Here is a 25788-nt window from a genome sequence, read left to right as displayed (position 1 = left end):
GATGGCGAAAAGCGCGTTCCGCGAGAAGGTCGAGGCGGCGATCCAGGGCCGCCATTCCAAGGTGCATCCGTGGAGCGAGGCCTGGGTGACCGGCGGGCTGAACCGCGAGCTGCTCGGCGAATGGGCCAAGCAGCACTATCACTACGTCCATCATTTCCCGTGGTGGTGCGGCACGGTCTACGCCAACGCGCCGGACCAGCAGATCCGCGAGTTCCTGCTCGAGAACATGATGGAGGAGGAAGGCTTCGTCGGCGAGGAGGGCTTCCCGCAGGTCAAGCACACCGACCTGCTGATCGAGTTCGCCGAGCATTGCGGCAAGAGCCGCGCCGAGATCGAGAACGCCCAGCTGAACGGCGAGCTGCTGCCGGAGACGCTGGGCCTGCAGTCCTGGTGCTTCCGCCAGTCATACCGGCCGACCCACGAGGCGGTCGCCGGCCTGCTGGTCGGGCTGGAGAGCCAGGTGCCGCAGATCTACAGCCGCACCACGCCGCCGCTGATCGAGCAATACGGCTTCACCGAGGAGGAGGTCGTGTTCTTCCGGCTGCACATCATCGCCGACACCGAGCACGGCGAGCGCGGCTTCGAGATCCTCGAGCGGCTGGCCGACAGCGACGAGAAGAAGGAGGCGTGCATCCGCTGCGTCAAGGAAGCGACGATGATGCGCCGGCTCTATCTCGACGGCCTGTACAACAAGTACCTGGCCGAGCCGATGCAGGTCGCCGCTGAGTAGACGCACTGATCCGTAGCCCGGATGGAGCGAAGCGCAATCCGGGACCCCTGACAATGCTGCCGAGTGCCCCGGATTGCGCTTCGCTCCATCCGGGCTACAAGTGGGCGGTCACCCACGGGAGAGAACTGCCCTCATGATCACCAAGCAGGCGCTCGACCTCGCCGAGGCCGAGTTGATTCTGGACGCCGCCCAGCGCAAGGCCGAGGAACTCGGCAACAAGCACGTCATCTGCATCGCCGACGACGCCGGCTATCCGATCGCGCTGCGCCGGCTCGACGGCGCCAAGGTGACCAGCGTGCAGATCGCCGAGAACAAGGCGTTCACCGCCGCCGGCCATCGCCGCGTCACCCATACCTTCACCAACACCTATCCGGGCGAGGAGGCCTGGGGCATCTTCACCCAGCACGGCGGCCGGATCACGGTGTTCGTCGGCGGCTTCCCGATCTATGTCGACGGCCAGGTCGTCGGCGGCATCGGCGTGTCCGGCGGCAACGGCGAGCAGGACATCGCGGTGTGCGAGGCCGGCATCCAGGCCTTCGCCGACCACATGCAGCGCACCGGCGGCGGTGCCGTCACAGTTCCGGACCAGGCGAAGAAGGCGTGAGCGCGAACCTGAATTTCGTCGCCGGTCAGTGGCGGCCGGCCGCCACCGGCCGCAGCTTCGAGCGTCGCAACCCGGCCGACACCGACGACCTGATCGGCGCCTTCCCCGCATCCGGCCCGGCCGATGTCGAGGCGGCGGTCGCCGGCCTGCGCCGCGGCGCGGCGGCGTGGGCGAAGTCGTCGCCGGAGCAGCGCATGCAGGTGCTGGAGCGCATGGCCGAGCTGATGCTGGCCCGCACCGACGAGCTGGCCCGCGAGCTGACCCGCGAGGAAGGCAAGACCCTGGCCGAGTCGTCCAACGAGGTGAAGCGGACCGCCGCCAATTTCCGGCTCTATGCCGGCGAGGCGCTGCGGCTGCGCGGCGAGACCTTCCCGGCCGAGGGCGGCCAGATCGTGATGACCCTGCGCCGGCCGGTCGGCATCGTCGCGGCGATCACGCCGTGGAACTTCCCGATCTCGATCCCGGCCCGCAAGATCGGCCCGGCGCTGGCCGCCGGCAACGCGGTGCTGTTCAAGCCGGCCGGGCTGACCCCGCTGATGGGCCAGCGGCTGGTCGAGCTGCTGCTGGAGGCGGGGCTGCCGGCGGAGGCGATCGCCCTGGTCCAGGGCAGCGGCGCCGAGGTCGGCGATGCCGTCGTCGCCGGCGCCAACGCGGTGACCTTCACCGGCAGCTACGCCACCGGCTGCGGCATCTATGCCAAGGCCGGGCCGGAGCGGCGCACCCAGCTGGAGATGGGCGGCAAGAACCCGTGCATCGTGCTGGAGGACGCCGACCCCGAAGTGGCCGCGACCGTCATCGCGCGCGGCGCCTTCGGGCTCAGCGGCCAGGCCTGCACCGGCACCAGCCGGGTGCTGGCGGTCGGCAGCATCTACGACGCGGTGGTCGAGAAGGTGGCCGCCAAGGCCGCGGCGATCGCGGTCGGCAACGGCCTGCATCAGGGCGTCGGCATGGGCCCGCAGGCCAGCGAAGGCCAGATGAACACGGTGCTGGGCTATGTTGCGCTCGGCCGCGAGGAAGGCGCCCGGCTGGTCGCCGGCGGCGAGCGCGTCACCGGCGAAGGCTGCGACAAGGGCTGGTTCGTGCGCCCGACGGTGTTCGCCGACGTGCCCGCCGGCGCGCGCCTGCAGCGCGAGGAGATCTTCGGGCCGGTCGTCGGCCTGCAGCGGGTCGACGACCTCGACCAGGCGCTGGCCATGGCCAACGACGTCGAATACGGCCTCGCCGCATCGCTGGTCACCCGCGACCTCGGCAAGGCGATCGACTTCGCCGAGCGCATCGACGCCGGCGTGATCAAGGTGAACAGCCCGACCACCGGCGTCGCGCTGACCGCGCCGTTCGGCGGGATCAAGCATTCGTCGAACCAGACCTACAAGGAACAGGCGGGCCACGGCGTGATGGACTTCTACACCACCACCAAGACCGTCTACCTCGCCGGCTGACGGAGTGGCCGCGGCGTGACCCTCGCCGACCTGATGGTTACCGACTGGACGACGTTCGCCTTCGCCTCGCTGGTGGTCGCGCTTGCCGCGCTGGTGCAGGGCTCGATCGGCGTCGGCTTCGGCATCGTCGCCGCGCCGATCCTGGCGGTGATCGACCCGGTGATGGTGCCGGGGCCGCTGCTGGTGCTGGCGCTGGGCCTGGCCGTGCTGCTGGCGATCCGCGAACGCTCGCAGATCCGTTACGGCGACCTCGCTTCGGCGCTGGCCGGGCGTATTCCGGCCTCGTTCCTGGCCGGCCTGGTGGTGGGTCTGCTGCCGCCGGAGCAGTTCCTGGTCATCTTCGCGCTGATGATCCTGGCCGGCGTGGGCCTCAGCCTGTCCGGCTGGCGGGTCGAGGCCTCCAAGCGCAACCTGTTCATCGCCGGCACTGCCTCCGGCTTCATGGGCACCATCACCTCGGTCGGCGCGCCGCCGATGGCGATCGTGTACCAGAACGTCGCCGGGCCGCAGATGCGCGCCACCATCGCCGCCTATTTCACCGTCGGCGCGGCGATGTCGATCGCCGCGCTGGCCGCGTTCGGCGCCTTCGATTGGCACGACCTGGCGCTGAGCGTGAAGCTGATCCCGGCGATGGCGATCGGCTTCGCCGTGTCCGGCCTCGCCGCCAGGCTGGTCGACAAGGGTTACGTCCGCACCGGCGTGCTGGCAATCTGCACCCTCTCGGCCGGCCTGCTGCTGGTCAAGGCGCTGTGGTGAGGGGATAGACGACGGATGGGCGACGCGGTGCTGCTGGAGGCGAAGAGCTATACCGACCCGATAACCTTCCAGGCCGAACGCAAGGCCATCTTCGGCACCGGCTGGCAGGTGGTGGCGCCGGCCGCCAGCCTCGACGGCGAAGGCAGCTATGCCGCGCTGGGCCTGGGCGGCTGGCCGCTGTTCGCGATCCGCGGCGACGACGGCGCGGTGCGCTGCTTCCGCAACGTCTGCTCGCACCAGAAGATGCCGGTGCTGGACAACGGCCGCGGCCGCTGCGCCCAGGTCCGCTGCCGCTTCCACGGCTGGACCTACGACACGCGCGGCCGGCTGGTCTCCGCCCCGCAGCCGGTGGCGCCCGACGACGGCGACCTGGCCAGATACCCGCTGGAAGTCTTGCAGCAGGCGGAAGCCGGCGGGCTGGTCTTCGTGCGGCTGGATGCGCGCAGCGGCGACGCGCCGGCGGCCGGCGACATCCCGCTCGACGGGCTGGCGCATTGCGGCGCCGAGACGCGCGCGCTGAACCCGAACTGGAAAGCCGTGCTCGACGTGCTGGTCGACGGCCCGGCCAGCCCGGCGCCGGGCGCCGGCGGCCGCTACGCCTGGCTGTGGCCGACCACCGGCCTGTGGGCGGAACCGGACGGCACGGTAGTGATGCAGGTCGTGCCCCGCACCTTCCGCAAGACCGAACTGCACCTGCACGGCCTCGGCGCCGACGCCGACGCGGTGATGGCGCGGGCGTCGGCGTGGGCCGACCGCGTCGCCGCCGCGGCGGAGGCGCGCCAGCAGGCCGCCGAGGCCGGTGCCCCGGCGGACGCCGCGACGGCGCAACGGCTGGCGCCGCTGCACGACTGGATCAGGACCCGGCTGCAGGAGATGGCGGCATGAGCGCGACACCCACCGCAAAGACCGCGCTGGTCACCGCGTCCGGCAAGGGCATCGGCGCGGCCATCGCCCGCCGGCTCGCCGCCGACGGCTGGAACGTGGCGACCCTGTCGCCGTCGGGCGGCGCCGAGCGGCTGGCGGACGAGATCGGCGGCTTCGGCGTCACCGGCTCGCTGACCGAGGAAACAGACCTCGACCGGCTGGTCGACGGGGCGAAGGCGCGCTTCGGCCGCATCGACGCCGTCGTGGTCAATGCCGGCCACGCGCCCAAGGGCACGCTGCTGGAGTTGACCGACGACCAGTGGCAGGGCGCCTACGACCTGCTGTTCGTCAGCGCGGTCCGGCTGATCCGCAAGGCGACGCCGGCGCTGGTCGCGGCCGGCGGCGGCTCGGTGGTGATCATGTCGTCCTTCGCTGCCGCGGAGCCGGAGGAGACCTTCGCCACCTCGGCCTGCATGCGCGCCGCGCTGGTCAACTTCGCCAAGATCTACGCCGACACCCAGGCCAGGCACGGCATCCGCATCAACACGGTGCTGCCCGGCTATATCGACAGCCTGCCGGAAAAGGCGGAGCGGCGGGCGAAGATCCCGCTCGGCCGCTACGGCCACGCCGCCGAGGCCGGCGGCCTGGTCTCGTTCCTGCTGTCGGACGACGGCGCCTATCTGACCGGGCAGTGCCTCCGGCTCGATGGCGGGCTGGTCCGCGCGCCTTGAGCCGGGCCATGCCGCCGGAGGGGACGATGACGATCAAGGCGCTGACCGGGACCCGCGCGCCCAAGTTCGGGACCTTCCTGGTCGAGTTCGCCACGCCGGGCATCGGCCACATCCTGAAGGCCGCCGGCTGCGATTTCGTGCTGGCCGACATGGAGCACAGCGGTTTTGGCATCGACACCGTCAAGACGCTGCTGCGCGCGCTGGAAGCCGCCGCCCTGCCCGCCATCGTCGGCATGCCCGGCAAGAACCCGGACGATCTCGCGCGCTGTCTCGACATCGGCGCCGAGGCGGTGATGTCGCCGATGGTCGACGGCGTCGACGAGGCCCGTATCGCCGCGGCGCGCACCCGCTATCCGCCGCGCGGCACCCGCGCGGTCTCGGTGCAGGTCGGCCACGACCGCTATGCGCCGGGACCGGTGCTGGACAAGCTGCGGGCGGCCGACGCCCGCACGGTCTATTTTGCCAAGATCGAAACGGTCGCCGGGCTGGACGCGGTCGAGGAAATCGCCGCTCTTGACGGCCTCGACGGGCTGTGGATCGGGCACTATGACCTCAGCGTCAGCATGGGCATTCCGGGCGCGTTCGACGATCCCCGCTTCGCCCAGGCGACCGCGCGCATCGTCGAGGCGGCGCTGACCAACCGCCGGGCGCTCGGCCGCATCGCCGCGACGCCTGCGGAAGGGCTGGCACTGATCGAGCAGGGCTTCGACTTCATCGCCTATTCGGGCGACGCCTGGCTGCTGCAGGCGGCGCTGGCCGACGGCATCGCCCGAATGCGCCAGGCCCGCATCGCCCAGGATCGGGGCTGACGCGCCGGCCCGGAGAGCAACCGGCCCCAGGGGCGATACCGCTGGGGCCGGGCCGGCTGGCCTGCGCCGCCGGGTGCTTCTCTGCTCTATGCTTGCCGCCGGTCCTGCGACGGGCGGCTCAATCGTCCGAATTGTCGACCGGCCCGGCCGGGTCGCACGTGACGTCTGCCGTGAGTCCGCTCAGGCCGTGGGCCCCGCATCGCGGCGAGGCCCGAACCGATGGGTCGGTGGTTCCATGCTGTTACGCACCCTCCCTGGTCAGTTGCCACACGGACGGCGGCGTACGCCGCTGCGGGCGCCGAGGGCGCGGACCGGTCGCTGTCGGGATCGACAGCGGGTTGCGCATGCGTAGTCGCCGTCAACTGCAGGCTGACTCCGCAGCGGCCCGCCGTCAAGTGACAATGTCGGCCCGACCGGCCTGCCTCGGTTCGAGATTCTCGCGCTCATAGGCCAGGGCCGCGCGGAACACGATCCAGCCGACCCACAGGCTGGCGGCGGCGCCGACGGCGCCGACGATCTCCGCGACCAGCGCCGGCAGCTCCCACATGCCGACGAGACTCCAGGCCAGCGCGGCGTCCACCAGCAGCAGTTCGGCGACGATCAACGTGGCCACGGCAAGGGCCACGACGACCGCGAAGGCGCGGACGGCCCCGCGCCGGGGCCGGGCGACGGCGCCCCCGACGGCAACAGACTTCATGATGTGCGGTATCCGGAAGGACGGGTCCGGGGCGTGGGCCCACGCGCGGCCATGCATCCCCCCAACGCGATGCACGGCCGATCGATCTCCGTCGCGCTGCGCGCCACCAAGATCAGGACTCGTCTGCCTCAGAAAGGGCCCCTGGCAGCCGGCTGCAATGCGCCGGCCGATCGGGCCGAATCCGACTGCACGGGATGCCAAGCCGGGGTTGCGCCCGTCCGCGGCAGTCGTTGGCTGAAGATGTGCCCCGGCGCAGGTCGCGCCGCAAGGGGGTCCGCCACATATATTTTTTTCGCCACACGTCGGCGCGCGGCATCGATTGCCAAGCCGTGCGGTCGCCCATATCCTCGGCCGGTCCGAGGGGGAGCTCGTGTACGGTATGCCGCGATACCTGATTGCCGTCGATGTCGGCGGCACATTCACCGACTATGTCTGCTACGACCGCGACAGCGGCACCGTCGAAGCCTGGAAGACGCCGAGCACGCCGCAGGACCCGACCGACGGGCTGATCCGCGGCCTGCGGCAGGTGGCCGACCCGGCGGCGATCGAGACCATCCGGCTCGGCACGACCATCGCCACCAACGCGATCCTGGAGCGCAAGGGGGCAGAGATCGCCTTCCTGGCCACCGCTGGGTTCCGCGACACGCCGTTCATCCAGCGCGGCAACCGCCGCGACCACTACGACATCACCTGGATCAAGCCGGAGCCGCTGGTCAGCCGCCGCCACTGCCACGACATCCCCGAGCGGATCGACCGCGACGGCCGCGAGGTGAGCCCGCTGGACGAAGACGCGGTGCGCGCGGTGGCGCGCAGGCTGCGCGAAGAGGGCGCGGTGCAGGCGGTCGCGGTCAGCTACCTGTTCTCCTTCCTCGACCCGGCGCACGAGCGGCGCACGGCCGAGATCCTGGCCGAGGAACTGCCCGGCGTGCCGGTCTCGATCTCGTACGACGTGCTGCCGCGCTGGAAGGAATACGAGCGCGCCTCGACCACCATCGCCGACGCCTACCTCAAGCCGAAGGTCGCGCCCTATCTAAGCCGCATGCGCGCCCGCGTGCGCGAGGCGGCGCCCAACGCCCGCATCTCGGTGATCAAGTCGAACGGCGGCGAGATGACGGTGGAGGCGGCGGCCGGCGCGCCGATCCACATGACCGTCTCCGGCCCCAGCGGCGGGGTGATCGGCGCGGCGATGCTGGCCCGCCAGATCGACCGGCCGAACATGGTGACGCTCGACATGGGCGGCACCTCGACCGACTGCTCGACCATCGTCGGCTTCGACCAGAGCTTCACCACGTCGTTCGAGATCGAGTGGGGGCTGCCGATCCAGGTGCCGATGATCGACATCCGCACCATCGGCGCCGGCGGCGGCTCGATCGCCTGGGTCGACAAGGGCGGCATGCTGCGGGTCGGCCCGCAGAGCGCCGGCGCGGACCCGGGCCCGGCCTGCTACGGCACCGGCGACCTGCCGACGGTCACCGACGCCAACCTGCTGCTGGGCCGGATCGACCCCGGCAACTTCCTGGGCGGCGCGATGAAGCTGGACCCGGCGCGGGCGCGGACCGCGGTGGCCGGCGTCGCGGCCAAGATCGGCTACACGCCCGAGAACTGCGCGCTGGCCATCGTGCAGATCGCCAACACCAACATGGTCGGCGCCCTGCGCGCCGTGCTGCTGGAGCGCGGCCACGACCCGCGCGACTTCACGCTGTGCGCCTTCGGCGGCGCCGGGCCGCTGCACGTCGGCGCGCTGATGGCAGAGGCCGGCATCGACCACGGGCTGGTGCCGAACCATCCGGGCCAGTTCTCCGCCTACGGCTTCACCACCGCCGACGCCCGGGTCGACCGCCACCGTACGGTGCAGACCACGTCGGCCGCCTTCGACCCCGCTGCCGCCCAGGCGGTGATGCAGGAACTGATCGACGACGGCGTCGCCGAGCTGCGCCAGCAGGGCCATGCCGGCGAGCTGGAAATCCAGGCCGCCGTCGACATGCGCTATTTCGGCCAGAACTACGAGCTGGAGGTGCCGCTGCCGGCCGGCGGGCTGCGCGACACCGCCGCGCTGTGGCAGGCGTTCCACGCCGGCCACAAGGCCCGCTACGGCTTTGCGATGCCCGGCTCGCTGATCGAGGTCACCACCTTCGTCGTCACCGTGATCGGGCGCACCGAAAAGCCGGCCGCGCCGAGCCTGGCGGCGGCGACCGGCCCGGCCGAACCGGTCGGGCGCCGCCCGGTGACGTTCCACGACGGCACCCACGACACCGCCGTCTTCGACCGCGCCGGCCTGCGCGCCGGCCATGTGATCGAGGGCCCGGCGCTGATCGAGGAGGCCGCCTCGGTCACCGTGCTGCCGGCCGACCAGCGCTGCCGCGTCGACGGCTTCGGCAACCTGCACCTCGCCTTCAAGGAGGGCCCGCAATGACCGCCACCGGCCGGCCCGCCCGCGACGTGGTCGCGATGAACGTGGTCAACTCGACCATGGTCGCGATCTGCCGCGAGATGGGCATCACCCTGATGAAGACCGCCTACTCGACCATCTTCAACGAAGGGCTGGACTTCACCTGCGCCATCGCCGCGCCGAACGGCGACATGATCGCGGTCGCCGACTACTGCCCGGCCCAGATCGGCGGCATGCCGCTGGTGATCAAGACCTCGCTGCGCGAGCTGGCGCTGGACGGCATCGACCCCGGCGACGTGATCATCCACAACGACCCCTATCGCGGCGGCCTGCACACGCCGGAGCACACGCTGTTCAAGCCGATCTTCGTCGACGGCACGCTGGTCGGCTATGCCGTCGCGATCGGCCATGTCTCGGAGACCGGCGGCAGCGTGCCCGGCGGCTTCGCCGCGGAGGCGACCGAGATCTTCCACGAGGGCCTGCGGGTGCCGCCGGTGAAGATCAAGCGCCGCGGCGAGGACGTCGACGACGTCTGGCGCCTGCTGCTGGCCAACGTGCGCACCCCGCGCGAGAACTACGGCGACTATCGCGCGCTGATCGCATCGGTCGACCTGGGCGAGGCGCGGATGGTCGACCTGATCCGCCGCTACGGCATCGAGACCTTCGAGCGCACGGTGGCCGACCTGCTTGACTACTCGGAACAGCGGATGCGGGCCGAGATCCGCGCGATCCCCGACGGCGTCTACCGCTTCGAGGACTGCATGGAGGACGACGGCATCGAGGACCGGCCCTATTTCATCCGCGTCGCCTGCCACGTCATGGACGACGAGCTGGTGGTCGATTTCGCCGGCTCCGACCGCCAGGCCCGCGGCGCGATCAACGCCACCCTCGGCGTCACCTGGTCAGCCAGCTACAATGCCGTGCTGCACGTCACCGACCCGTCGATCCCGAAGAACTCCGGCTGTTTCAGGCCGATCCGCGTGCTGGCCGAGCCGGGCACGGTGGTCAACGTCGACTTTCCGGCGCCGGAGGTCGGCGGCAACACCGAGACCCACCCGCGCATCGCCTACACCGTCGTCGGCGCGCTGGCCCAGGCGGTGCCGGACCGCGCGCCGGCCACCGACGCCGGCACACACTGCAACTTCCTGTTCGGCGGCACCGACCCGCGCAGCGGCGACTACTACGTCTGCTACGACTTCCTGTCGGCCGGCTGGGGCGGGCGGCCGTTCGCCGACGGCAACAATGCGGTCAACTGCATCAACGGCAACTGCCGGATGATCCCGACCGAGGTGTTCGAGGCGCGCTATCCCTGGCTGGTCGAGGAGATGGCGCTGGTCGCCGACAGCGGCGGCGCCGGCACCTATCGCGGCGGCCTCGGCGTCACCAAGCGGATCGTCTGCCGCGACGCGCCGATCACCGTCAGCCACATGGGCGACCGCCACAAGCGCGCGCCGTGGGGCCTGCGGGGCGGCCGGCCGGCCGGCAAGGCCTCGCTGGTGATCCAGCGCAAGGGCGAGGACGGCTGGCACACGGTGGTCGCCGGCGAGGGCCGGGTCAGCCCGTCCAAGTTCGCCGGCCTGACCATCAACCCCGGCGACCGCGTGTGGCTGACCACCGGCGGCGGCGGCGGCTGGGGCGACCCGCAGGGCCGCGACCGCGCCGCGGTCGCGCACGACCTCGCCGAGGGCTGGATCTCGGCGGAGCACGCGGCCGCCGACTATGGCGTGACGCCGGGCAAGGACTAGGACGATGCGGTTCGCCGACAAGCGCTATTACGTCGAAGCCTATGTGAAGTGCGCCAATTGCGGCGTGCTGCTCTACGACGAGGCCGTGCGGCCGACGCCCGACGGGCCGCCATTCTGCTCCGACTGGTGTGCCCAGTGGCACGCGGAGCGGGCCGCCGGCCGCGCGCCGCAGCTCAAGCTTCCGCGCGACGCCGACGGCGACTGACCGGTCGCGGCGCCGGCGGGGACGGCGATGCGCCGCGACTGCCGGTCGTGCGAGCATCATTGGCGCGCCCGCCGTTTCATTCGCCGCAGTCCTTGGCCAATACTTCGCGGATGCCGCGGCGCGCCGCCAATTAGGCCGTGGTTAATGACTGCCGCCTAGTCTGTCCGTCGATCCGTCCAGCAATCGATCGCGGCAGGGCATGAACATCCAACCGACCGGCGCGGCGCTCGCGGGCGTCGCCAAGTTCGATCCGGCTCCGACGCCCCGGCGCAGCGGCCGCATCGACGACCTGGAAGGCCAGCTCGACGCGCTGACAAGGCGCGCCCGTTTCGCCGTGATCCATGCCGGCAGCAACGCCAGCCACGGCGCCGTGATCCACTCCACGGTACACACGCGCTCGTGGAAGAGCTACGAGCCGGTGGCGCAGGACATCGCCGCCGCGCTGCGCCGGATCGGCTGCCGCGATGTCGCGGTGCTGCCGGAGGACATGCACCTGGGCGCGCGCCTGCGCGCCGAGGCCACCGACCTCGCCTGGCTCAACACCGGCGGCGTCCAGGGCTACGACCCGGTCTGCCACGCGCCGGCCATGCTGGAGCTGTGCGGCGTGCCCTATGTCGGCCACGACCCGCTGATCGCGTCCACGCTCGACAACAAGCACGCCTTCAAGCGCGAGCTGATGGCGCTGGGCCTGCCGACCGCGCGCTTCACCACCTGGCACATGGGCCGCGGCCCGCTGGTGCCGGCGGAGGCGCGCCAGTTCCGCAAGGCGTTCGGCGAGTATGACGGGCCGTTCATCGTCAAGCCGGTTTCCGGCCGCGCCTCGCTGCACGTGCACAAGATCGACAACATCGCCGACCTGCCCGGCTGCGTCGCCGCGGTGCACGAGATCACCCAGAACCACGTGCTGATCGAGGAATACCTGCCCGGCCGCGAGTTCTGCGTCGCCGTCTGCGGGCCGGTCACCGCCCAGGGCGGCCGGCTGGAGCGGCGCGACCGGCCCTTCGCCTTCTCCGCCCTGGAGCGGGTGCTGCGGCCGGACGAGGACATCTTCACCTCGATGGACGTCTGCCCGATCACGCAGGCGCGCCTGCGCGTGCTCGACCCCGCGGTCGACGGCGCACTGGTGGCGGAGCTGGAGCAGCTGGCCCGCGACGTCTTCAACGACATGTGCCTGGAGACGCTGGTCCGCGTCGACATCCGCGCCGACGCCGCCGGCCGCCTGCACGTGCTCGAGGCCAACCCGAAGCCCGATCTGAAAGCCCCGGCCGACGGCCGCACCAACCTGGTCTGCGCCGGGCTGGTGCGCCACGGCATGGACTATGACGACCTGGTGTTGTCGCTGCTTGCCGACCGCATCGACACGATCTTCGGCCAGCGCCGCGGCACCGGCCACCACCTTCTCTCCCTGGTCCGCTGACGGCGGGCGGCGCGGCGACGCGGTGATGGCAGCCCCGACAAGCCTCAGGCAGCGCCTGGTCGATGCCGTCGCCATGTTCCTGGTGGCTGCCGTCTCGCTGATGCTGCTGATGTACATCGGCTTCGGCGAGGGGCAGCGCACCTACCAGCACTACTACCTCGACAAGCTGGCCGCGCAGGCCCGCGTGCTGCAGACGTCGCTGGACGGCTATCTGCGCCGCGGCCTGCCGCTGAACCAGTTCGTCGGCTTCGCGACCAAGGCCGATCCGTTCACCCAGACCGACCCGTCGATCGTCGCCATGACGGTCTACGACCCCGCCGGCGCGATCGTGTTCGCGGCCGGCACGGCGCCGGAGACGACCCTGCTGCCGCCGGTCGCGGGTGGCGGCGCCGACGACTATGCGGTCCACGGCGACGGCGCGCTGCTGCAGGTGGTGCTGCCGCTGCGCACGCGCTTCGAAGAGGCGGGCAGCCTGGCGGTGACCATGCAACGCGCGGCGATCGACACGCGGCTGCAACAGGGGTTCGGGCCGCTGCTTTGGGCATCGCTTACGCTTTCGGCCGCCTTCGCGGCCTTTGCCGCTTTGGGGGCCCGCCGCTTCGCAGGCGCCCGCTTTCCGTGGCTGCAGCTGGGCCTGGCCGCGGTCTTCGCCGCCATGGCGGCGGCGGTGATCGCCACCCTGGTCGGGCTCTACGCCGAAGGCACCCAGGCCAAGGCCCGCGCGCTCGCCGACTCGCTGGGCGAGCGGCTGTCGAGCCTGATCAGCTTCAACCTCGGCCTCGACGAGGTGCAGGGGCTGGACGGCCTGTTCCGCGAGTATCTTCAGCTCAATCCCGATCTCGGCGCCGTCGGCATCGCCATCGACGGCGAGCCGCGGGTCCACGAGCAGGACGCGGCCGACGACGACTGGCTGCCGTGGAGCGGCACCTACGACTATGTGGTCGACCTGACCGATGCCGGCGCGGACCACGCGATCAGCGTGCTGGTCTCGGTGCCGGAGGGCGTGGTCTATCGCGCGGTGGCGCGCAGCGTGAAGAACTTCGCCGCCCTGTTCGTCGCCTCCGCCCTGCTCTCCGGCGTGTTCATGCAACTGGCCCGCTCGCTGCGGCTGCCGCGCCGCCCGGGCGCGGACGGTGCGGCCGCGCAGTCGCCGCAAGGCGAGGCCGCGCTGGACATCGTCAAGCCGCTGTTCTTCCTCGCCGTGCTGGCCGAGCACCTGACCTATGCCTTCCTGCCGCAGCACTTCCAGCGCCTGGTCGCGGAGGCCGGCCTGCCGGAATCGCTGGTCTCGGCGCCGTTCCTGGCATTCTACCTCGCCTTCGCGCTGACGCTGGTGCCGGCCGGGCACTTCGCCCAGCAGGCCAGCCCGAAGCCGCTGATCGCGTGGGGGCTGGTGCTGGCTGCCGCCGGCCTGGCGCTGCTCGCGGTGCCGCTGGACATCGCCGTGATGATCGCCGCCCGCGCGCTGTCCGGCATCGGCCAGGGCATGCTGTTCATCGGCGTGCAGGCCTACATCCTGGCGACCGCCGCCAGCGGCCGCAAGACCCAGGGCGCCGGCATCATCGTGTTCGGCTTCCAGGGCGGCATGATCGCCGGCATGGCGATCGGCTCGCTGCTGGTGACCTATGTCGGCACGCAGAACGTGTTCCTGGTCGCCGCCGGCATTGCCGGCCTGATCGCGGTCTACGCCTTTGCCGTGGTGCCCGGCTGCGCCCGCGCGCGCCAGCGCACCGCCACCCTGGCCGCCAACCTGGCCGAGATCGGGCGCAACGCGGTGCGGGTGCTGCGCGACCCCGCGTTCCTGAAGACCATCCTGCTGATCGGCATGCCGGCCAAGGCGGTGCTGACCGGCGTCGTCATCTTCGCGCTGCCGCTGCTGCTGTCCGCCCGCGGCTACCCGCAGGAGGACATCGGCCAGATCATCATGGTCTACGGCGCCGGCGTGATCGTCGCCAGCAGCCTGATGACCCGCGTCGCCGACCGGCTGGGCAGCACGCGCGGCATCCTGTTCTGGGGCGCCGCGATCAGCGGCCTGGGCCTGGCCCTGGTCGGCGCGGTCGACCGGGTGACCGACCTCGCCGGCGTCCCGGCCGGCCTTGCCGAGGCCGCCGTGCTGCTGGCAGGCGTCGCGCTGGTCGGCATCGCCCACGGCTTCATCAACGCGCCGGTGGTGACCCACGTGACCGAATCCGCGCTCGGCCATGCGGTCGGCGCCAGCACCGTCACCGCCAGCTACCGCTTCCTCGAGCGCGCCGGCCATGTCGCCGGTCCGATCATCGTCGGCCAGCTCTTCATCGTCGCCGGTCAGCGGGCCGAACTGATCGCCTGGATCGGCGGCGCCATAGCGCTGTTCGCCGTCCTGTTCGTCCTTCGCGCCGCCCCGCGCCGAACGGCCGGGCACGGCGCACTCGTTCCCACGGAGTAGGAGACCACCGATGTCCGATCACTGGCAGCGCCGGGCCGCCGGCACCGTACTCGGCGCGCTCGCCGCGGGCGCCGCTCTATTCGCCCTGGCCGCGCCGGCCGCGGCGGCCGACGGCGACTGGTTCGCCTATGACGCCGCGGTCGCGGCGGACTGGACCGTCACCGTTGCCGACGCGGACCGGGTGGAGATCCGGCCGCTGGCCGGCGGCAGCGACGCCCAGCAGGTGCTGGTGCTCTATTCCAAGCCCTCGGCCGCCTATGCCATCGCGATAAGCAAGATCCTGGCGGTCATGCACGACGGCGGCATCAATGCCGAGGTCACCGTGGTCAACTACGGCGACGACGACGCCCGCGGCCGCCAGGCGCTGGCGCTGGCCGACCAGCTGGGCAGCGACCTGATCTTCGCCATGGGCTCCAACGCCGCGGCGTGGCTGTGGGACAGCTACCGCGACGGCGCGATCCCGGTGGTCACCGTCTGTGCCAAGGACCCGGTGGTGCTGGGCCAGGTCGACAGCTACGACCGCGGCACCGGCACCAACTTCGCCTTCACCTCGCTGAACATGCCGGTCGAGGTGCAGATGGCCTATGTGCTGGACCTGATGCCGAACCTGCAGAATTTCGGCATCCTGGTCGACGCGCAGAACGTCAGCGCGGTCGAGACCCAGGCCAAGCCGATCGCCGACTTCGCCCAGGCGCTCGGGATCGAGGTGCAGTATCTCGCCGTCGAGGACCCGGCCAACGCCCGCACCGAGCTCGCCGGCCTGGTTGCCGGCGCGGTCGCGATCATGCAGCAGACCGACCCGGAGCTGACCGCGAGCGCGTTCTGGATCACCGGCAGCACCTCGGTGTTCCGCGAGATCCAGACCATCAACCGGCATTCCGACCGCGCCCCCGTGCTCAGCGTCGCGCCGGAGGTGGTGCGCGAGGGCAGCGACAGCGCCGTGGTCTCGATCGGGATCAGCTTCGAATCGAACGCCCACCTGGCCGCGATCTACGGCGTGGACGTGCTGCAGGGCCGCGCCCGCGCCGGCGACCTGCCGGTCAGCATCGTCACGCCGCCCGACATCGCCATCAACTTCCTGCGCGCCCGCAGGGTCGGCTTCGGGTGCCGTTCACCTTCTTCGAGAGCGCCAGCACCGTCTACGACAATGACGGCGTGCTGGTGCGCAGCAACGGCGTCAGCGTCGCGACCAGCGAACTCGGCCGCCGGCATTCGGCGCGGGGACCCCGCGAGGGCGGCCCGGTCAGCCGTACCGTCCCTTTCCGCATCAGCGCCGCGCCTTCGCCGAGCGCCCTGAAGCGGCGACGGCCACGTCGCGCGGCAGCAACGCCAGGCCGCAGTTGGTGCAGGCCTGGATGCGGCCGGCGTCGGCGTGGCGGGCCGCCTCGCCGAGCGTGGCGGCCACCTCCTGCGCCGTCTCGACCCGGTCGGTGGCGACGTCGATGGCGCCGACCAGGATCCTCCTTGTCCGGCAGCAGTCCGATCAGCGCCATCGGCACGTGGCTGCCGGCGCATTCCAGCGAGACCTGGCCGATGCGGCTGGCGTTCAGCGCCGGGAAGATCGCCTCGTACTGCCGCCACTCGGCGCCCAGCGTCTGCTTCCACTTGATGTTGGCCTCGATGCCGTAGCCGTAGCAGATGTGCACCGCCGTCCGCGCCTTCAGGCCCTCGGCGGCGCGCTCCAGCGCGGCGATGCCCCAGTCCAGCACGTCGGCCTCGAACACGTTGAAGGCGGGCTCGTCGAACTGGATCACGTCGATGCCGAGCGCGTCGAGCTCGCGCGCCTCCTGGTTCAGCAGCGCCGCGAACGCCATCGCCATGTCGGCGCGCCGCCCGTAGTGGCCGTCGGCGATGGTGTCGCAGATGGTCATCGGCCCGGGCAGCGTGAACTTCACCGGCCCGCGGGCGTGGGCGCGCAGGAAGCCGGCCTCGCGCCCATGCACCGGCCGCGGCCGCGTCACCGCCGCGGTCACCGTCGGCACGTCGACGACGTAGCGGTTGTTGCGGATGCCCATCGGCGTCTTCAGGTTCCAGTCGATGCCGTCGATGTGCTGCAGGAAGCCGTGGACGAAGTGGATGCGGCCCTGCTCGCCCTCCGAGGCGACGTCGATGCCGGCGTCCTCCTGCTCCTTCAGCCAGACCAGCACCGCGTCGCGCTGCGCCGCCTCCAGCGCCGCGCCCTGGTGGCGCCACGCCGGCCACAGCTTCTCCGGCTCCGCCAGCCAGAACGGCTTCGGCAGGCTGCCGGCGACGGTGGTCGGGAACAGCGGGGTCGCGGTCATGGGGCCTCCCGGCCGGGCGTGTCATTGTGCGGTCGCCGACGCCGCCGCCCGCCGCGTGCCGGTCGCGCCGATCCTGGGCGCGGCGGACGAGCCGGGTCAAGCCGCACCGCCGCACGCCGACGTCAGCGCGGCGGCCCGCTGCTTTCGCGCACCACCAGTTCGGGGTCCAGCAGCGTGACCCGCGGCGGCGGCAGGCTGTCGCCGGCCTCGATCAGCGCCAGCAGGCGGTCGATCGCCATCCGGCTGAGCCGCTGGACCGCATAGTTGATGGTGGTCAGCGACACGGCGGTGAACTGCGCCAGCTCGATATTGTCGAAACCGACCACCGACAGGTCGGCGGGCACGTCCAGCCCGTGCTTCTGGCACCAGCGCAACGCCCCGATGGCGAGCGAATCGTTGGCCGCGAATACCGCGGTCGGCGGCTCGGCGCTGGCCATCAGCCGGTACATCGCGTCGAATCCCTGGCCGGCGCCATGGCCCTTCGGGTCGCAGATCAGCGCGTCGTCGCGCGCGACGCCGAACTCGGCGAGCGCCTGCAGATGGCCGTCGCGCTTCTCGTTGTTGCCGAGCGGGTGCGCCGAATCCAGGAAGCCGATGCGCGAATGGCCAAGCTCCAGCAGGTGGCGGGTCGCCTTGTAGGCGCCGCTGCGGTCGTCGACGCTGACCGCGTCGACGCCGGCCGCGTCGGGCAATGCGACCAGCAGCACGATCGGATAGCCGGCCTGGCGCAGGGCGCGGACCCGGTCGAGCCGGCAATGGCGGGTCGGGTAGACCAGCATGCCGTCGACCTGGCGGCTGCGGAACATGTCGATGACCGCGTCCTCCTGCTCGACCGTGTTGTTCGAGGTGGCGAACAGGATGGAATAGCCGCGGTCGGCCAGCATGCGCTCCAGCGTCTGTGCGGTCTGGGTCAGGGTCGGGTTCAGGATGTTGGTCAGCACCAGGCCGACGGTGCGGGTCTCGCGCTTGACCAGCGATTTGGCGATCTGGTTGGGCAGGTAGTTCAGGCTGTCCGCCGCCGCGCGGATCACCTTGCGGGTCTCGGCCGGGATGCGCGGGCTCTCGCGCAGCGCCAGCGACACCGTGTTGATGGAAAAACCGGTGCGGTCGGCAATGTCCTTCAGTCGAACCCGTGCCCTGCGCACCGCCGTCGCCTGCTTCCCTGTCAAACCGGCCGCCGCATGGGATCAGGGTCCGGGCGGCCCGGCACAGAGGCCTTCGTGCATCGCGCGACCCGCAGCGTCAAGCGCGGGTACGGTTCGCCGTCAGCCGTCGGCGAAGACGACGCCGTCGAACAGCTTGCGGGCGGTGCGCAGCAGCGCGGCGCCGGCGACCGCGCCGCTGTCGTCGAGATCGACGATCACGGTCATCCGGCCGGTCGGATGCTCGATGTCCAGCGACTTGCGGCGGCCCGGCGGCAGCGCGGCGACCGACGCCGCCGGCGTGCCGGTCAGCGTGGCCGCCGTGGCCACGCTGACCGCGGCGAACACGCCGATGGCGTCGTGGCACTTGTGCGGGATGAACGACCGGGTGCTGAGCGCGCCGCCGGCGCGTGCGGCGGAGACCAGCGTCATCTTCGGCACCGACTTGTCGGCCACGTCGCCCAGGTTCATCAGCGGCCCGGCGGCCAGCCTGATCGCCTCCAGCCGCGCCCGCAGCCCTGCGTCCGCCTCCAGCGCGGCGCAGTCCTCGTCGCCGTCGATGCCGAGGTCGGCGGCACGCATCACGACACAGGGCATGCCGTTGTCGATCAGGGTGGCCTCGACCCCGTCGATCCGGTCGACCGCGTTGCCGGTCGGCAGCAGCGCGCCGCAGGTCGAGCCGGCGGTGTCGCGGAACTCCAGCGGCACCGGCGCGGCGGTGCCCGGCACGCCGTCGATGGCGGCGTCGCCGGCATAGGTCGGCCAGCCGCCGGGTGTGGCGATCCGCGCCACCGCGGTCTGGGCGGTGTTCTCCATGTAGATGGCGACCGGCGTCTCCGGGTCGCGGCCGGCCACCAGCCCGCGCTCGATGGCGAATCCGCCGATGCCGGCCAGGATGTTGCCGCAGTTCTGCTGGTCGGTGACGATCGGTCGGTCGACGAAGACCTGCAGGAACAGATAGTCGACGTCGATGCCCGGCCGGTCGGACTTGCGCACGACGGCGATCTTCGAGGTCAGCGGGTCGGCGCCGCCGAGCCCGTCGATCTGGCGCCGGTCGGGTGTGCCCATGATCCGCATCAGCAAGCGGTCGCGCGCGGCGGTATCGGCCGGCAGATCCTCGGCCAGGAAATAGCCGCCCTTCGAGGTGCCGCCGCGCATCCACATGCAGCGGATGCCGCCCGCCGCGGCGCGCGGGTCAGACATATTTCAGGCCCTTCTCGGCCAGCTTCGCACGCATGCCGTAGACGTCGAGCCCGAGCTCGCCGGCGACCAGGCGCGCGCGCACGCCGGCCTCCTTCTCCTCGCGCGCCCGCGCCTTGGCCAGCGCGTCCGCCGCGGTGTCGCACGGCACCACGCAGACGCCATCGTCGTCGGCGACGATCACGTCGCCGGGGTTGACCAGGGCGCCGGCACAGACCAGCGGCACGTTGACCGAGCCCAGCGTCTCCTTGACGGTGCCCTGCGCCGAGATCGCGCGCGACCACACCGGAAAGCCCATCGCGGTCAGCTCGCGCACGTCGCGCACCCCGGCCTCGATCACCAGCCCGCGCACGCCGCGCGCCGCCAGCGAGTTGGCCAGCAGGTCGCCGAAATAGCCGGCGTCACAGGGCGATGTCGGCGCCACCACCATGATGTCGCCGGGCTGGCACTGCTCGACCGCGACGTGGATCATCCAGTTGTCGGCCGGCGGCACCGACACGGTGACCGCGCTGCCGGCGATGCGTGCGCCGGCATAGATCGGCCGCATGTAGCTGAGCATCAGGCCGGTGCGGCCCTGGGCCTCGTGCACCGTCGCCACCCCGGCCTCGCCCAGGCCGGCGATCGCCGACGCATCGGCGCGCCGGATATTCTGAACGACACAATGGCTCATGATCGCCTGCCCAGCAGCCGCACGGAAGATCGGCCCGCAACCATGCGCGGATAGCCACTTGTGACGAAGCGGCATGGATGCGATTGGGTATAAACTTTGGCTATCGCCCGCCTGCGGAGCAAGACCGAAACCGCGCCATGGATCGACCGCCGTCGCTGCGCCATCTGCTCGCCTTCGACCTGACCGCGCGGCTCGGCACCGCCAACCGTGCGGCCGAGGCGGCGAACCTGTCGCAGCCGGCGGTGACCAAGGCGATCGCCCAGCTGGAACGGCGCTTCGGCACCCCGCTGTTCCACCGGCGCAGCACCGGCATGTACCTGACTGCGGCCGGCGAGGTGCTGCAGCGGCGGGTCGAGCGGGCGCTGCAGCATCTGGCCCTGGCCGGGCGCCGGCTGGCCGCCGGCGGCGGACAGCCGCGCCCGCTGGAACGGCTGGCGACGATGGCGCAGCTGCGCGCGCTGGTCGCGGTCGGCAGCACCGAGGGCTTCGCCAGTGCCGCCCGCCAGCTCGGTCTCGCCCAGCCCAGCGTCCACCGGGCCGCCCGCGATCTGGAGCGGGTGGTCGGCGTGCCGCTGTTCGAGCGGCTCAGCCACGGCCTGGTGCTGACCCAGCCCGGCCGCGATCTGGCCCGCATGGCCAACCTGGCGCTCGGCGAGATCGAGGCGGCCGGCCACGACCTCGCCGCGCTGGCCGGCACCGTCACCGGCCGGGTCGCGGTCGGCTGCCTGCCGCTGGCCCGCACCGAGATCCTGCCGGCCGCGGTCAACGCCGTCACCGCCCGCTTCCCCGACGTCGCCGTCTCCATCGTCGAGGGCGCCTATGAGGGGCTGATCGCGGCGCTGCGGCGCGGCGATCTGGACCTGATCGTCGGCGCGCTGCGCCAGCCGCCGCTGCCCGCCGACATCGTGCAGGAGCCGCTGTTCAGCGACCGGCTGTGCGTGATCGCGCGGCCGGACCACCCGCTGGCCGCCCGCGCCACCCTGGCGCTGACCGACGTGCTGGACTGGCCGTGGGTGGCGCCACGGCCGAACACGCCGGCGCGCGCGCGGTTCGAGCAGATGTTCGCGCTGGCCGGGCGCATGCCGCCGGCGAACGTGATCGAGACCGGCTCGCTGGTCGCGCTGCGCGGCGTGCTGATGGGGTCGGACCGGCTGGCCATCCTGTCGCGCGCCCAGGTGGCGGTCGAGACCCGGTTCGGCGTGCTGACCGTGCTGCCGCTCGACCTGCCGCAGACCGAGCGGCCGATCGGCCTGACGCTGCGCAGCGACTGGGTGCCGACCCCGCTGCAGACCGCGCTGGTCGCGGCCCTGCGTGTCGCCGGCCATGTCGCCACCGGGCTGGGCACGATGGCCCCCGATAGCGAAGGGTTATAGCGGCCGGCGCAAAAGGCGCTGGCCGCAGCCGGTCGGTTTCCCGACACTTCGCAGCTAGGAAACGCGGCCCGCGTGCGACGACATTGGAATGGACGGCCGGCCGGCACGCCGGGCCGGCCGCCGCAGCGGGCCCGGGGACGGCAACCGGACCACGATTTGACCAACCGGCACGACATCAGTCTGATCGGCTTCGGCGAGGTCGGGCAGACCCTGGCCGACGACCTCGCGGCCGGCGGCGCGGTGCGGCTGGCGGCCTGGGATGTGAAATTCGCCGATCCGTCGAGCGGCCCGTCGGCTGCAGTGGCGGCGCGCGCCGTGCGCCCGGCCGGCGACGCGGCCGACGCCGGGCGCGGCGCCGACATCGTGATCAGCGCGGTCACCGCGGCGCAGGCGGTCGCCGCGGCGCAGGCCTCCGCCGCCGCGATCGCGGCCGGCACCTTCTACCTCGACCTCAACTCCGCCTCGCCGGCCGAGAAGCGGCGCGCCGCCCGCGCGATCGAGGACGGCGGCGGCCGCTATGTCGAGGCGGCGGTGATGTCGCCGATCGCGCCGCAGCGGATCGCCACCGCGATCCTGCTCGGCGGGCCGCATGCCGCGGCCTTTTATCCGGTCGCCCACGACCTCGGCTTTGCCGGCGCCAGGGTGTTCGATGCCGAGGTCGGCAAGGCATCGGCGGCCAAGATGTGCCGCAGCGTGATGATCAAGGGGATCGAGGCGCTGCTGGCCGAGGGGCTGCTGGCGGCGCGCCGCTACGGCGTCGACGACACGGTGCTGGCGTCGCTGCGCGACCTGTTCCCGCTGGACGACTGGCCGGAGCGCGCCCGCTACATGATCGGCCGCTCGCTGGTGCATGGCGCGCGGCGGGCGGAGGAGATGCGCGAGGTGGCACGCACCGTCGCCGATGCCGGGCTGGACCCGCACATGAGCGCCGGCGCCGCCGAGCGCCAGGACTGGGCCGCCGGCTTCCGCACCGCGGCGCAGGCGGCCGACCTGACCGGGATGCTGGACGCGATCCTGGCGACGCTGGACGCGGAGGAGGCGCCAGAGGCATGATCATCGACTGCCACGGCCACTACACGACGGCGCCGCCGCCGCTGCAGGCTTATCGCGACGCGCAGATCGCGCGGCTGGCCGACCCTACGCTGCCGCCGCCGGCGGCGGCGGAAATCGGCGACGACGCCATCCGCGAGAGCATCGAGAACAACCAGCTCAAGCTGCTGCGCGCACGCGGCGCCGACATGACCATCTTCTCGCCGCGGGCGTCGGCCATGGCCCACCATGTCGGCGACGAGGCGACCTCGCGCGACTGGACCCGCGCCTGCAACGACCTGATCAAGCGGGTGGTCGACCTGTTCCCGCAGAACTTCATCGGCGTCTGCCAGCTGCCGCAGTCGCCCGGCGTGCCGGTGGCGAACTCGGTCGACGAGCTGCGGCGCTGCGTCGAGGAGCTCGGCTTCGTCGGCTGCAACCTGAACCCGGACCCGTCCGGCGGCCACTGGACCGCGCCGCCGCTGACCGACCGGCACTGGTACCCGTTCTACGAGGCTATGGTCGAGCTCGACGTGCCGGCGATGATCCACGTCTCCAGCTCGTGCAACCCCAACTTCCACGCCACCGGCGCCCACTACATCAACGCCGACACCACCGCCTTCATGCAGTTCATCGAGGGCGACCTGTTCCGCGACTTCCCGACGCTGCGGTTCGTCATCCCGCACGGCGGCGGCGCGGTGCCCTATCACTGGGGCCGCTATCGCGGGCTCGCCGACATGCTGAAGCGCCCGCCGCTGCCGGAGCATGTGATGCGCAACGTGTTCTTCGACACCTGCGTCTATCACCAGCCCGGCATCGACCTCCTGTTCCGGGTGATCGCGGTCGACAACATCCTGTTCGGCTCCGAGATGGTCGGCGCCGTGCGCGGCATCGACCCGGAGACCGGGCATCATTTCGACGACACCCGCCGCTACATCGACGCGCTGGCCATCCCAGAGGCCGACAAGCGCAAGGTGTTCGCGTTGAATGCGCGGCGCGTCTATCCGCGGCTCGACGCCATCCTGAAGGCCCAGGGCCGGTGATGCGCGCGTCCTGCCAGCAATGGCCGTCATCCCCGGGACAAGCCCGGGGATGACATGACCGATTTTGCTTTGAGAGACGAATGACCACACAACAGACATTCCAGATGGACCCCGGCTGGCTGGTCTACTGCCAGAACCCGTCGAAGCCGCGATTCACCCCGCCGCCCGGGGCGGTCGACGCCCACTGCCACATCTTCGGGCCCGGCGCCGAGTTCCCCTATGCGCCGGAGCGCAAATACACCCCCTGCGACGCCGGCAAGGACAAGCTGTTCGCGCTGCGCGACTTCCTCGGCTTCTCGCGCAACGTCATCGTCCAGGCGACCTGCCACGGCGCCGACAACCGGGCGATGCTGGACGGCATCGCCGCCTCGAACGGCCGCGCCCGCGGCGTCGCCGGACTGAAGCCGGGCGTCGGCGACGAGGAGCTGCAGATGCTGCACGACGGCGGCGTCCGCGGCGTGCGCTTCAACTTCGTCAAGCGCCTGGTCGACGCCCTGCCCCACGACGCGCTCGCCGGCATCGCCGAGCGGGTGGCCCGGCTGGGCTGGCACATCGTGATCTACTTCGAGATCCAGGAACTGCCGGAGCACCAGGCGTTCTTCACCTCGCTGCCGACCACGGTCGTGGTCGACCACATGGGCCGGCCCGACGTTTCCAAGCCGGCCGACGGGCCCGAGTTCGAGACCTTCGTGCGGCTGATGGCCGACCACCCCAACTTCTGGTCCAAGGTCAGCGGCACCGAGCGCCTGACCAAGGTGGGCCCGCCGACCTACGACGACGTGGTGCCGTTCTCGCGGCGGATCGTCGAGACCTTCCCGGACCGGGTGATCTGGGGCACCGACTGGCCGCACCCCAACCTGAAGTCGCACATGCCCGACGACGGCCAGCTGGTCGACTTCATCCCGCGCATCGCGACCACGGCTGAACTGCAGCAGAAGCTGCTGGTCGACAATCCGATGCGGCTGTACTGGCCGGAGGAGGTGGCCTGATGGCGCTGGACAAACCCTACAAGGACGTCCCCGGCACGACGATCTTCGACGCGGAGATGGCGCGCAAGGGCTACCACCTCAACCAGTTCTGCATGTCGCTGATGAAGGCGGCCAACCGCGACGCCTTCCGCGAGAACGAGCGCGCCTATCTGGACCAGTGGCCGATGACCGAGGACCAGAAGCGGGCGGTGCTGGACCGCGACTACAACCGGATGATCGCGCTGGGCGGCAACGTCTATTTCCTGGCCAAGATCTTCGCCACCGACGGCCAGAGCTTCCAGTACGCCGCCTCGCTGATGACCGGCATGACCGAGGAGGCGTATCGCGACATGATGATCGCCGGCGGCCGCTCCCCCGAAGGCAACCGCTATGTCGGGGAGAAGGCGCATGGCTAGGATCACCGCGGGCGTCACCACCAGCCACGTGCCGGCGATCGGCGCGGCGCTGGACCACGGCAAGGCGCAGGAGCCCTACTGGGCCAAGGTGTTCGCCGGCTACGACTTCTCCAAGCGCTGGATCGCCGAGGAACAGCCTGACGTGATCTTCCTGGTCTACAACGACCACGCCACCGCGTTCAGCCTGGAGATGATCCCCACCTTCGCCATCGGCTGTGCCGACCGCTTCCAGCCCGCCGACGAAGGCTGGGGCCGGCGGCCGGTGCCGGAGGTGATCGGCCACCCCGACCTCGCCTGGCACATCGCCCAATCGGTGATCCAGGACGACTTCGACCTGACCATCATCAACAGGATGGACGTCGACCACGGTCTGACCGTGCCGCTGTCGCTGATGTTCGGCCAGCCCAGGGCGTGGCCGTGCAAGGTGATCCCGTTCGCGGTCAACGTGGTGCAGTATCCGCCGCCGTCGGGCGCGCGCTGCTATGCGCTGGGCAAGGCGATCCGCCGCGCGGTCGAGCGCTACGACGACGACCTCAACGTCCAGGTCTGGGGCACCGGCGGCATGAGCCACCAGCTGCAGGGCCCGCGCGCCGGCCTGATCAACAAGGCGTTCGACCACGACTTCATCGAGCGCCTGATCCACGACCCGGCCGGGTTGTCGAGGATGCCGCATATCGACTATGTCCGCGAGGCGGGCTCGGAGGGAATCGAGCTGGTGATGTGGCTGATCATGCGCGGCGCGCTCGACGACGCCGTCGACGAGGTGCACCGCTTCTACCATGTGCCGGCATCGAACACGGCGGTCGGCCACCTGATCCTGAAGAACCACACCTGAACCGGGACGGGAGCAGCGG

General features: G+C 71.4%; 23 protein-coding genes and 1 pseudogene. 19 read left to right on the top strand and 5 right to left on the bottom strand.

The window, feature by feature from the left end:
- Position 1 precedes the first annotated feature (1 nt).
- The 7 genes from R3F55_16945 (at position 2) to R3F55_16915 (ending at position 5933) form a co-directional block, all read left to right on the top strand.
- Positions 2-730, top strand: a complete 729-nt coding sequence (locus R3F55_16945; protein ID MEZ5669092.1) for an iron-containing redox enzyme family protein — start codon at positions 2-4, stop codon at positions 728-730.
- 133 nt (positions 731-863) lie between these two features.
- The gene (locus R3F55_16940; GenBank protein ID MEZ5669091.1) at positions 864-1334 is read left to right on the top strand and encodes a heme-binding protein; all 471 of its coding nucleotides are present in this window, start codon (positions 864-866) and stop codon (positions 1332-1334) included.
- Positions 1331-2773, top strand: coding sequence for an aldehyde dehydrogenase family protein (locus tag R3F55_16935; GenBank protein ID MEZ5669090.1), 1443 nt, complete (start codon positions 1331-1333; stop codon positions 2771-2773). The genes R3F55_16940 and R3F55_16935 overlap by 4 nt, the downstream gene beginning before the upstream one ends.
- Positions 2774-2788: 15 nt before the next feature.
- Positions 2789-3529: a sulfite exporter TauE/SafE family protein gene (locus tag R3F55_16930; protein MEZ5669089.1), complete on the top strand. Its 741-nt coding sequence runs from the start codon at positions 2789-2791 to the stop codon at positions 3527-3529.
- Between the two features lie 15 nt (positions 3530-3544).
- On the top strand, positions 3545-4414 hold the full coding sequence (locus R3F55_16925; protein MEZ5669088.1) for a Rieske (2Fe-2S) protein: 870 nt from the start codon (positions 3545-3547) through the stop codon (positions 4412-4414).
- Positions 4411-5124, top strand: a complete 714-nt coding sequence (locus R3F55_16920) for an SDR family oxidoreductase (GenBank protein MEZ5669087.1) — start codon at positions 4411-4413, stop codon at positions 5122-5124. Before R3F55_16925 ends, R3F55_16920 begins: the two co-directional genes overlap by 4 nt.
- Before the next feature lie 26 nt (positions 5125-5150).
- Complete coding sequence (locus tag R3F55_16915) at positions 5151-5933, top strand: aldolase/citrate lyase family protein (protein MEZ5669086.1); 783 nt, start codon at positions 5151-5153, stop codon at positions 5931-5933.
- Between the two features lie 391 nt (positions 5934-6324).
- Here R3F55_16915 and R3F55_16910 read toward each other — a convergent pair whose 3' ends face one another.
- Complete coding sequence (locus R3F55_16910) at positions 6325-6630, bottom strand: hypothetical protein (protein MEZ5669085.1); 306 nt, start codon at positions 6628-6630, stop codon at positions 6325-6327.
- A 379-nt stretch (positions 6631-7009) separates the two neighbouring features.
- Here R3F55_16910 and R3F55_16905 point away from each other — a divergent pair, with 379 nt between their 5' ends.
- The 6 genes from R3F55_16905 to R3F55_16880 all read left to right on the top strand — a co-directional run bounded on the left by R3F55_16905 (position 7010) and on the right by R3F55_16880 (position 16108).
- Positions 7010-9043: a hydantoinase/oxoprolinase family protein gene (locus tag R3F55_16905; protein MEZ5669084.1), complete on the top strand. Its 2034-nt coding sequence runs from the start codon at positions 7010-7012 to the stop codon at positions 9041-9043.
- Positions 9040-10764, top strand: a complete 1725-nt coding sequence (locus R3F55_16900; GenBank protein MEZ5669083.1) for a hydantoinase B/oxoprolinase family protein — start codon at positions 9040-9042, stop codon at positions 10762-10764. Before R3F55_16905 ends, R3F55_16900 begins: the two co-directional genes overlap by 4 nt.
- Before the next feature lie 4 nt (positions 10765-10768).
- Positions 10769-10969 carry a hypothetical protein gene (locus tag R3F55_16895; GenBank protein MEZ5669082.1) on the top strand — a complete coding sequence of 67 codons (201 nt, stop codon included), beginning with the start codon at positions 10769-10771 and terminating at the stop codon, positions 10967-10969.
- A 199-nt stretch (positions 10970-11168) separates the two neighbouring features.
- Entirely contained in the window at positions 11169-12386 is a 1218-nt protein-coding gene (locus tag R3F55_16890) for an ATP-grasp domain-containing protein (GenBank protein MEZ5669081.1), read from the top strand.
- 25 nt (positions 12387-12411) lie between these two features.
- Positions 12412-14811: an MFS transporter gene (locus R3F55_16885; protein ID MEZ5669080.1), complete on the top strand. Its 2400-nt coding sequence runs from the start codon at positions 12412-12414 to the stop codon at positions 14809-14811.
- A gap of 10 nt (positions 14812-14821) precedes the next feature.
- On the top strand, positions 14822-16108 hold the full coding sequence (locus R3F55_16880; protein MEZ5669079.1) for an ABC transporter substrate binding protein: 1287 nt from the start codon (positions 14822-14824) through the stop codon (positions 16106-16108).
- Here the strand turns inward: R3F55_16880 and R3F55_16875 are convergent.
- The 4 genes and pseudogenes from R3F55_16875 to R3F55_16860 all read right to left on the bottom strand — a co-directional run bounded on the left by R3F55_16875 (position 16071) and on the right by R3F55_16860 (position 20105).
- Positions 16071-17093: pseudogene (locus R3F55_16875) on the bottom strand (methionine synthase). The gene R3F55_16880 and the pseudogene R3F55_16875 overlap by 38 nt on opposite strands.
- Before the next feature lie 122 nt (positions 17094-17215).
- Positions 17216-18238, bottom strand: a complete 1023-nt coding sequence (locus R3F55_16870) for a LacI family DNA-binding transcriptional regulator (protein MEZ5669078.1) — start codon at positions 18236-18238, stop codon at positions 17216-17218.
- A 120-nt stretch (positions 18239-18358) separates the two neighbouring features.
- The gene (locus R3F55_16865; GenBank protein MEZ5669077.1) at positions 18359-19438 is read right to left on the bottom strand and encodes a 4-oxalomesaconate tautomerase; all 1080 of its coding nucleotides are present in this window, start codon (positions 19436-19438) and stop codon (positions 18359-18361) included.
- Positions 19431-20105, bottom strand: a complete 675-nt coding sequence (locus R3F55_16860; protein MEZ5669076.1) for a 4-carboxy-4-hydroxy-2-oxoadipate aldolase/oxaloacetate decarboxylase — start codon at positions 20103-20105, stop codon at positions 19431-19433. Before R3F55_16860 ends, R3F55_16865 begins: the two co-directional genes overlap by 8 nt.
- Positions 20106-20242: 137 nt before the next feature.
- On the opposite strand from R3F55_16860, the gene R3F55_16855 reads away from it, so the two are divergent.
- The 6 genes from R3F55_16855 to R3F55_16830 all read left to right on the top strand — a co-directional run bounded on the left by R3F55_16855 (position 20243) and on the right by R3F55_16830 (position 25769).
- Complete coding sequence (locus R3F55_16855) at positions 20243-21478, top strand: LysR family transcriptional regulator (protein MEZ5669075.1); 1236 nt, start codon at positions 20243-20245, stop codon at positions 21476-21478.
- 156 nt (positions 21479-21634) lie between these two features.
- The gene (locus tag R3F55_16850) at positions 21635-22531 is read left to right on the top strand and encodes a DUF1932 domain-containing protein (GenBank protein ID MEZ5669074.1); all 897 of its coding nucleotides are present in this window, start codon (positions 21635-21637) and stop codon (positions 22529-22531) included.
- Positions 22528-23550 carry an amidohydrolase family protein gene (locus R3F55_16845; GenBank protein ID MEZ5669073.1) on the top strand — a complete coding sequence of 341 codons (1023 nt, stop codon included), beginning with the start codon at positions 22528-22530 and terminating at the stop codon, positions 23548-23550. Before R3F55_16850 ends, R3F55_16845 begins: the two co-directional genes overlap by 4 nt.
- 80 nt (positions 23551-23630) lie before the next feature.
- Positions 23631-24539 carry an amidohydrolase family protein gene (locus tag R3F55_16840; protein MEZ5669072.1) on the top strand — a complete coding sequence of 303 codons (909 nt, stop codon included), beginning with the start codon at positions 23631-23633 and terminating at the stop codon, positions 24537-24539.
- Positions 24539-24934: a protocatechuate 4,5-dioxygenase subunit alpha gene (ligA, locus tag R3F55_16835; GenBank protein MEZ5669071.1), complete on the top strand. Its 396-nt coding sequence runs from the start codon at positions 24539-24541 to the stop codon at positions 24932-24934. The genes R3F55_16840 and ligA overlap by 1 nt, the downstream gene beginning before the upstream one ends.
- On the top strand, positions 24927-25769 hold the full coding sequence (locus tag R3F55_16830; protein ID MEZ5669070.1) for a class III extradiol dioxygenase subunit beta: 843 nt from the start codon (positions 24927-24929) through the stop codon (positions 25767-25769). The genes ligA and R3F55_16830 overlap by 8 nt, the downstream gene beginning before the upstream one ends.
- Positions 25770-25788 lie beyond the last annotated feature (19 nt).

This window comes from Alphaproteobacteria bacterium (assembly GCA_041396705.1).
Lineage (GTDB): Bacteria > Pseudomonadota > Alphaproteobacteria > CALKHQ01 > CALKHQ01 > CALKHQ01.
Note: the sequence above shows the minus strand (reverse complement) of the source record. Positions and strands in the feature narration are given on the sequence as shown.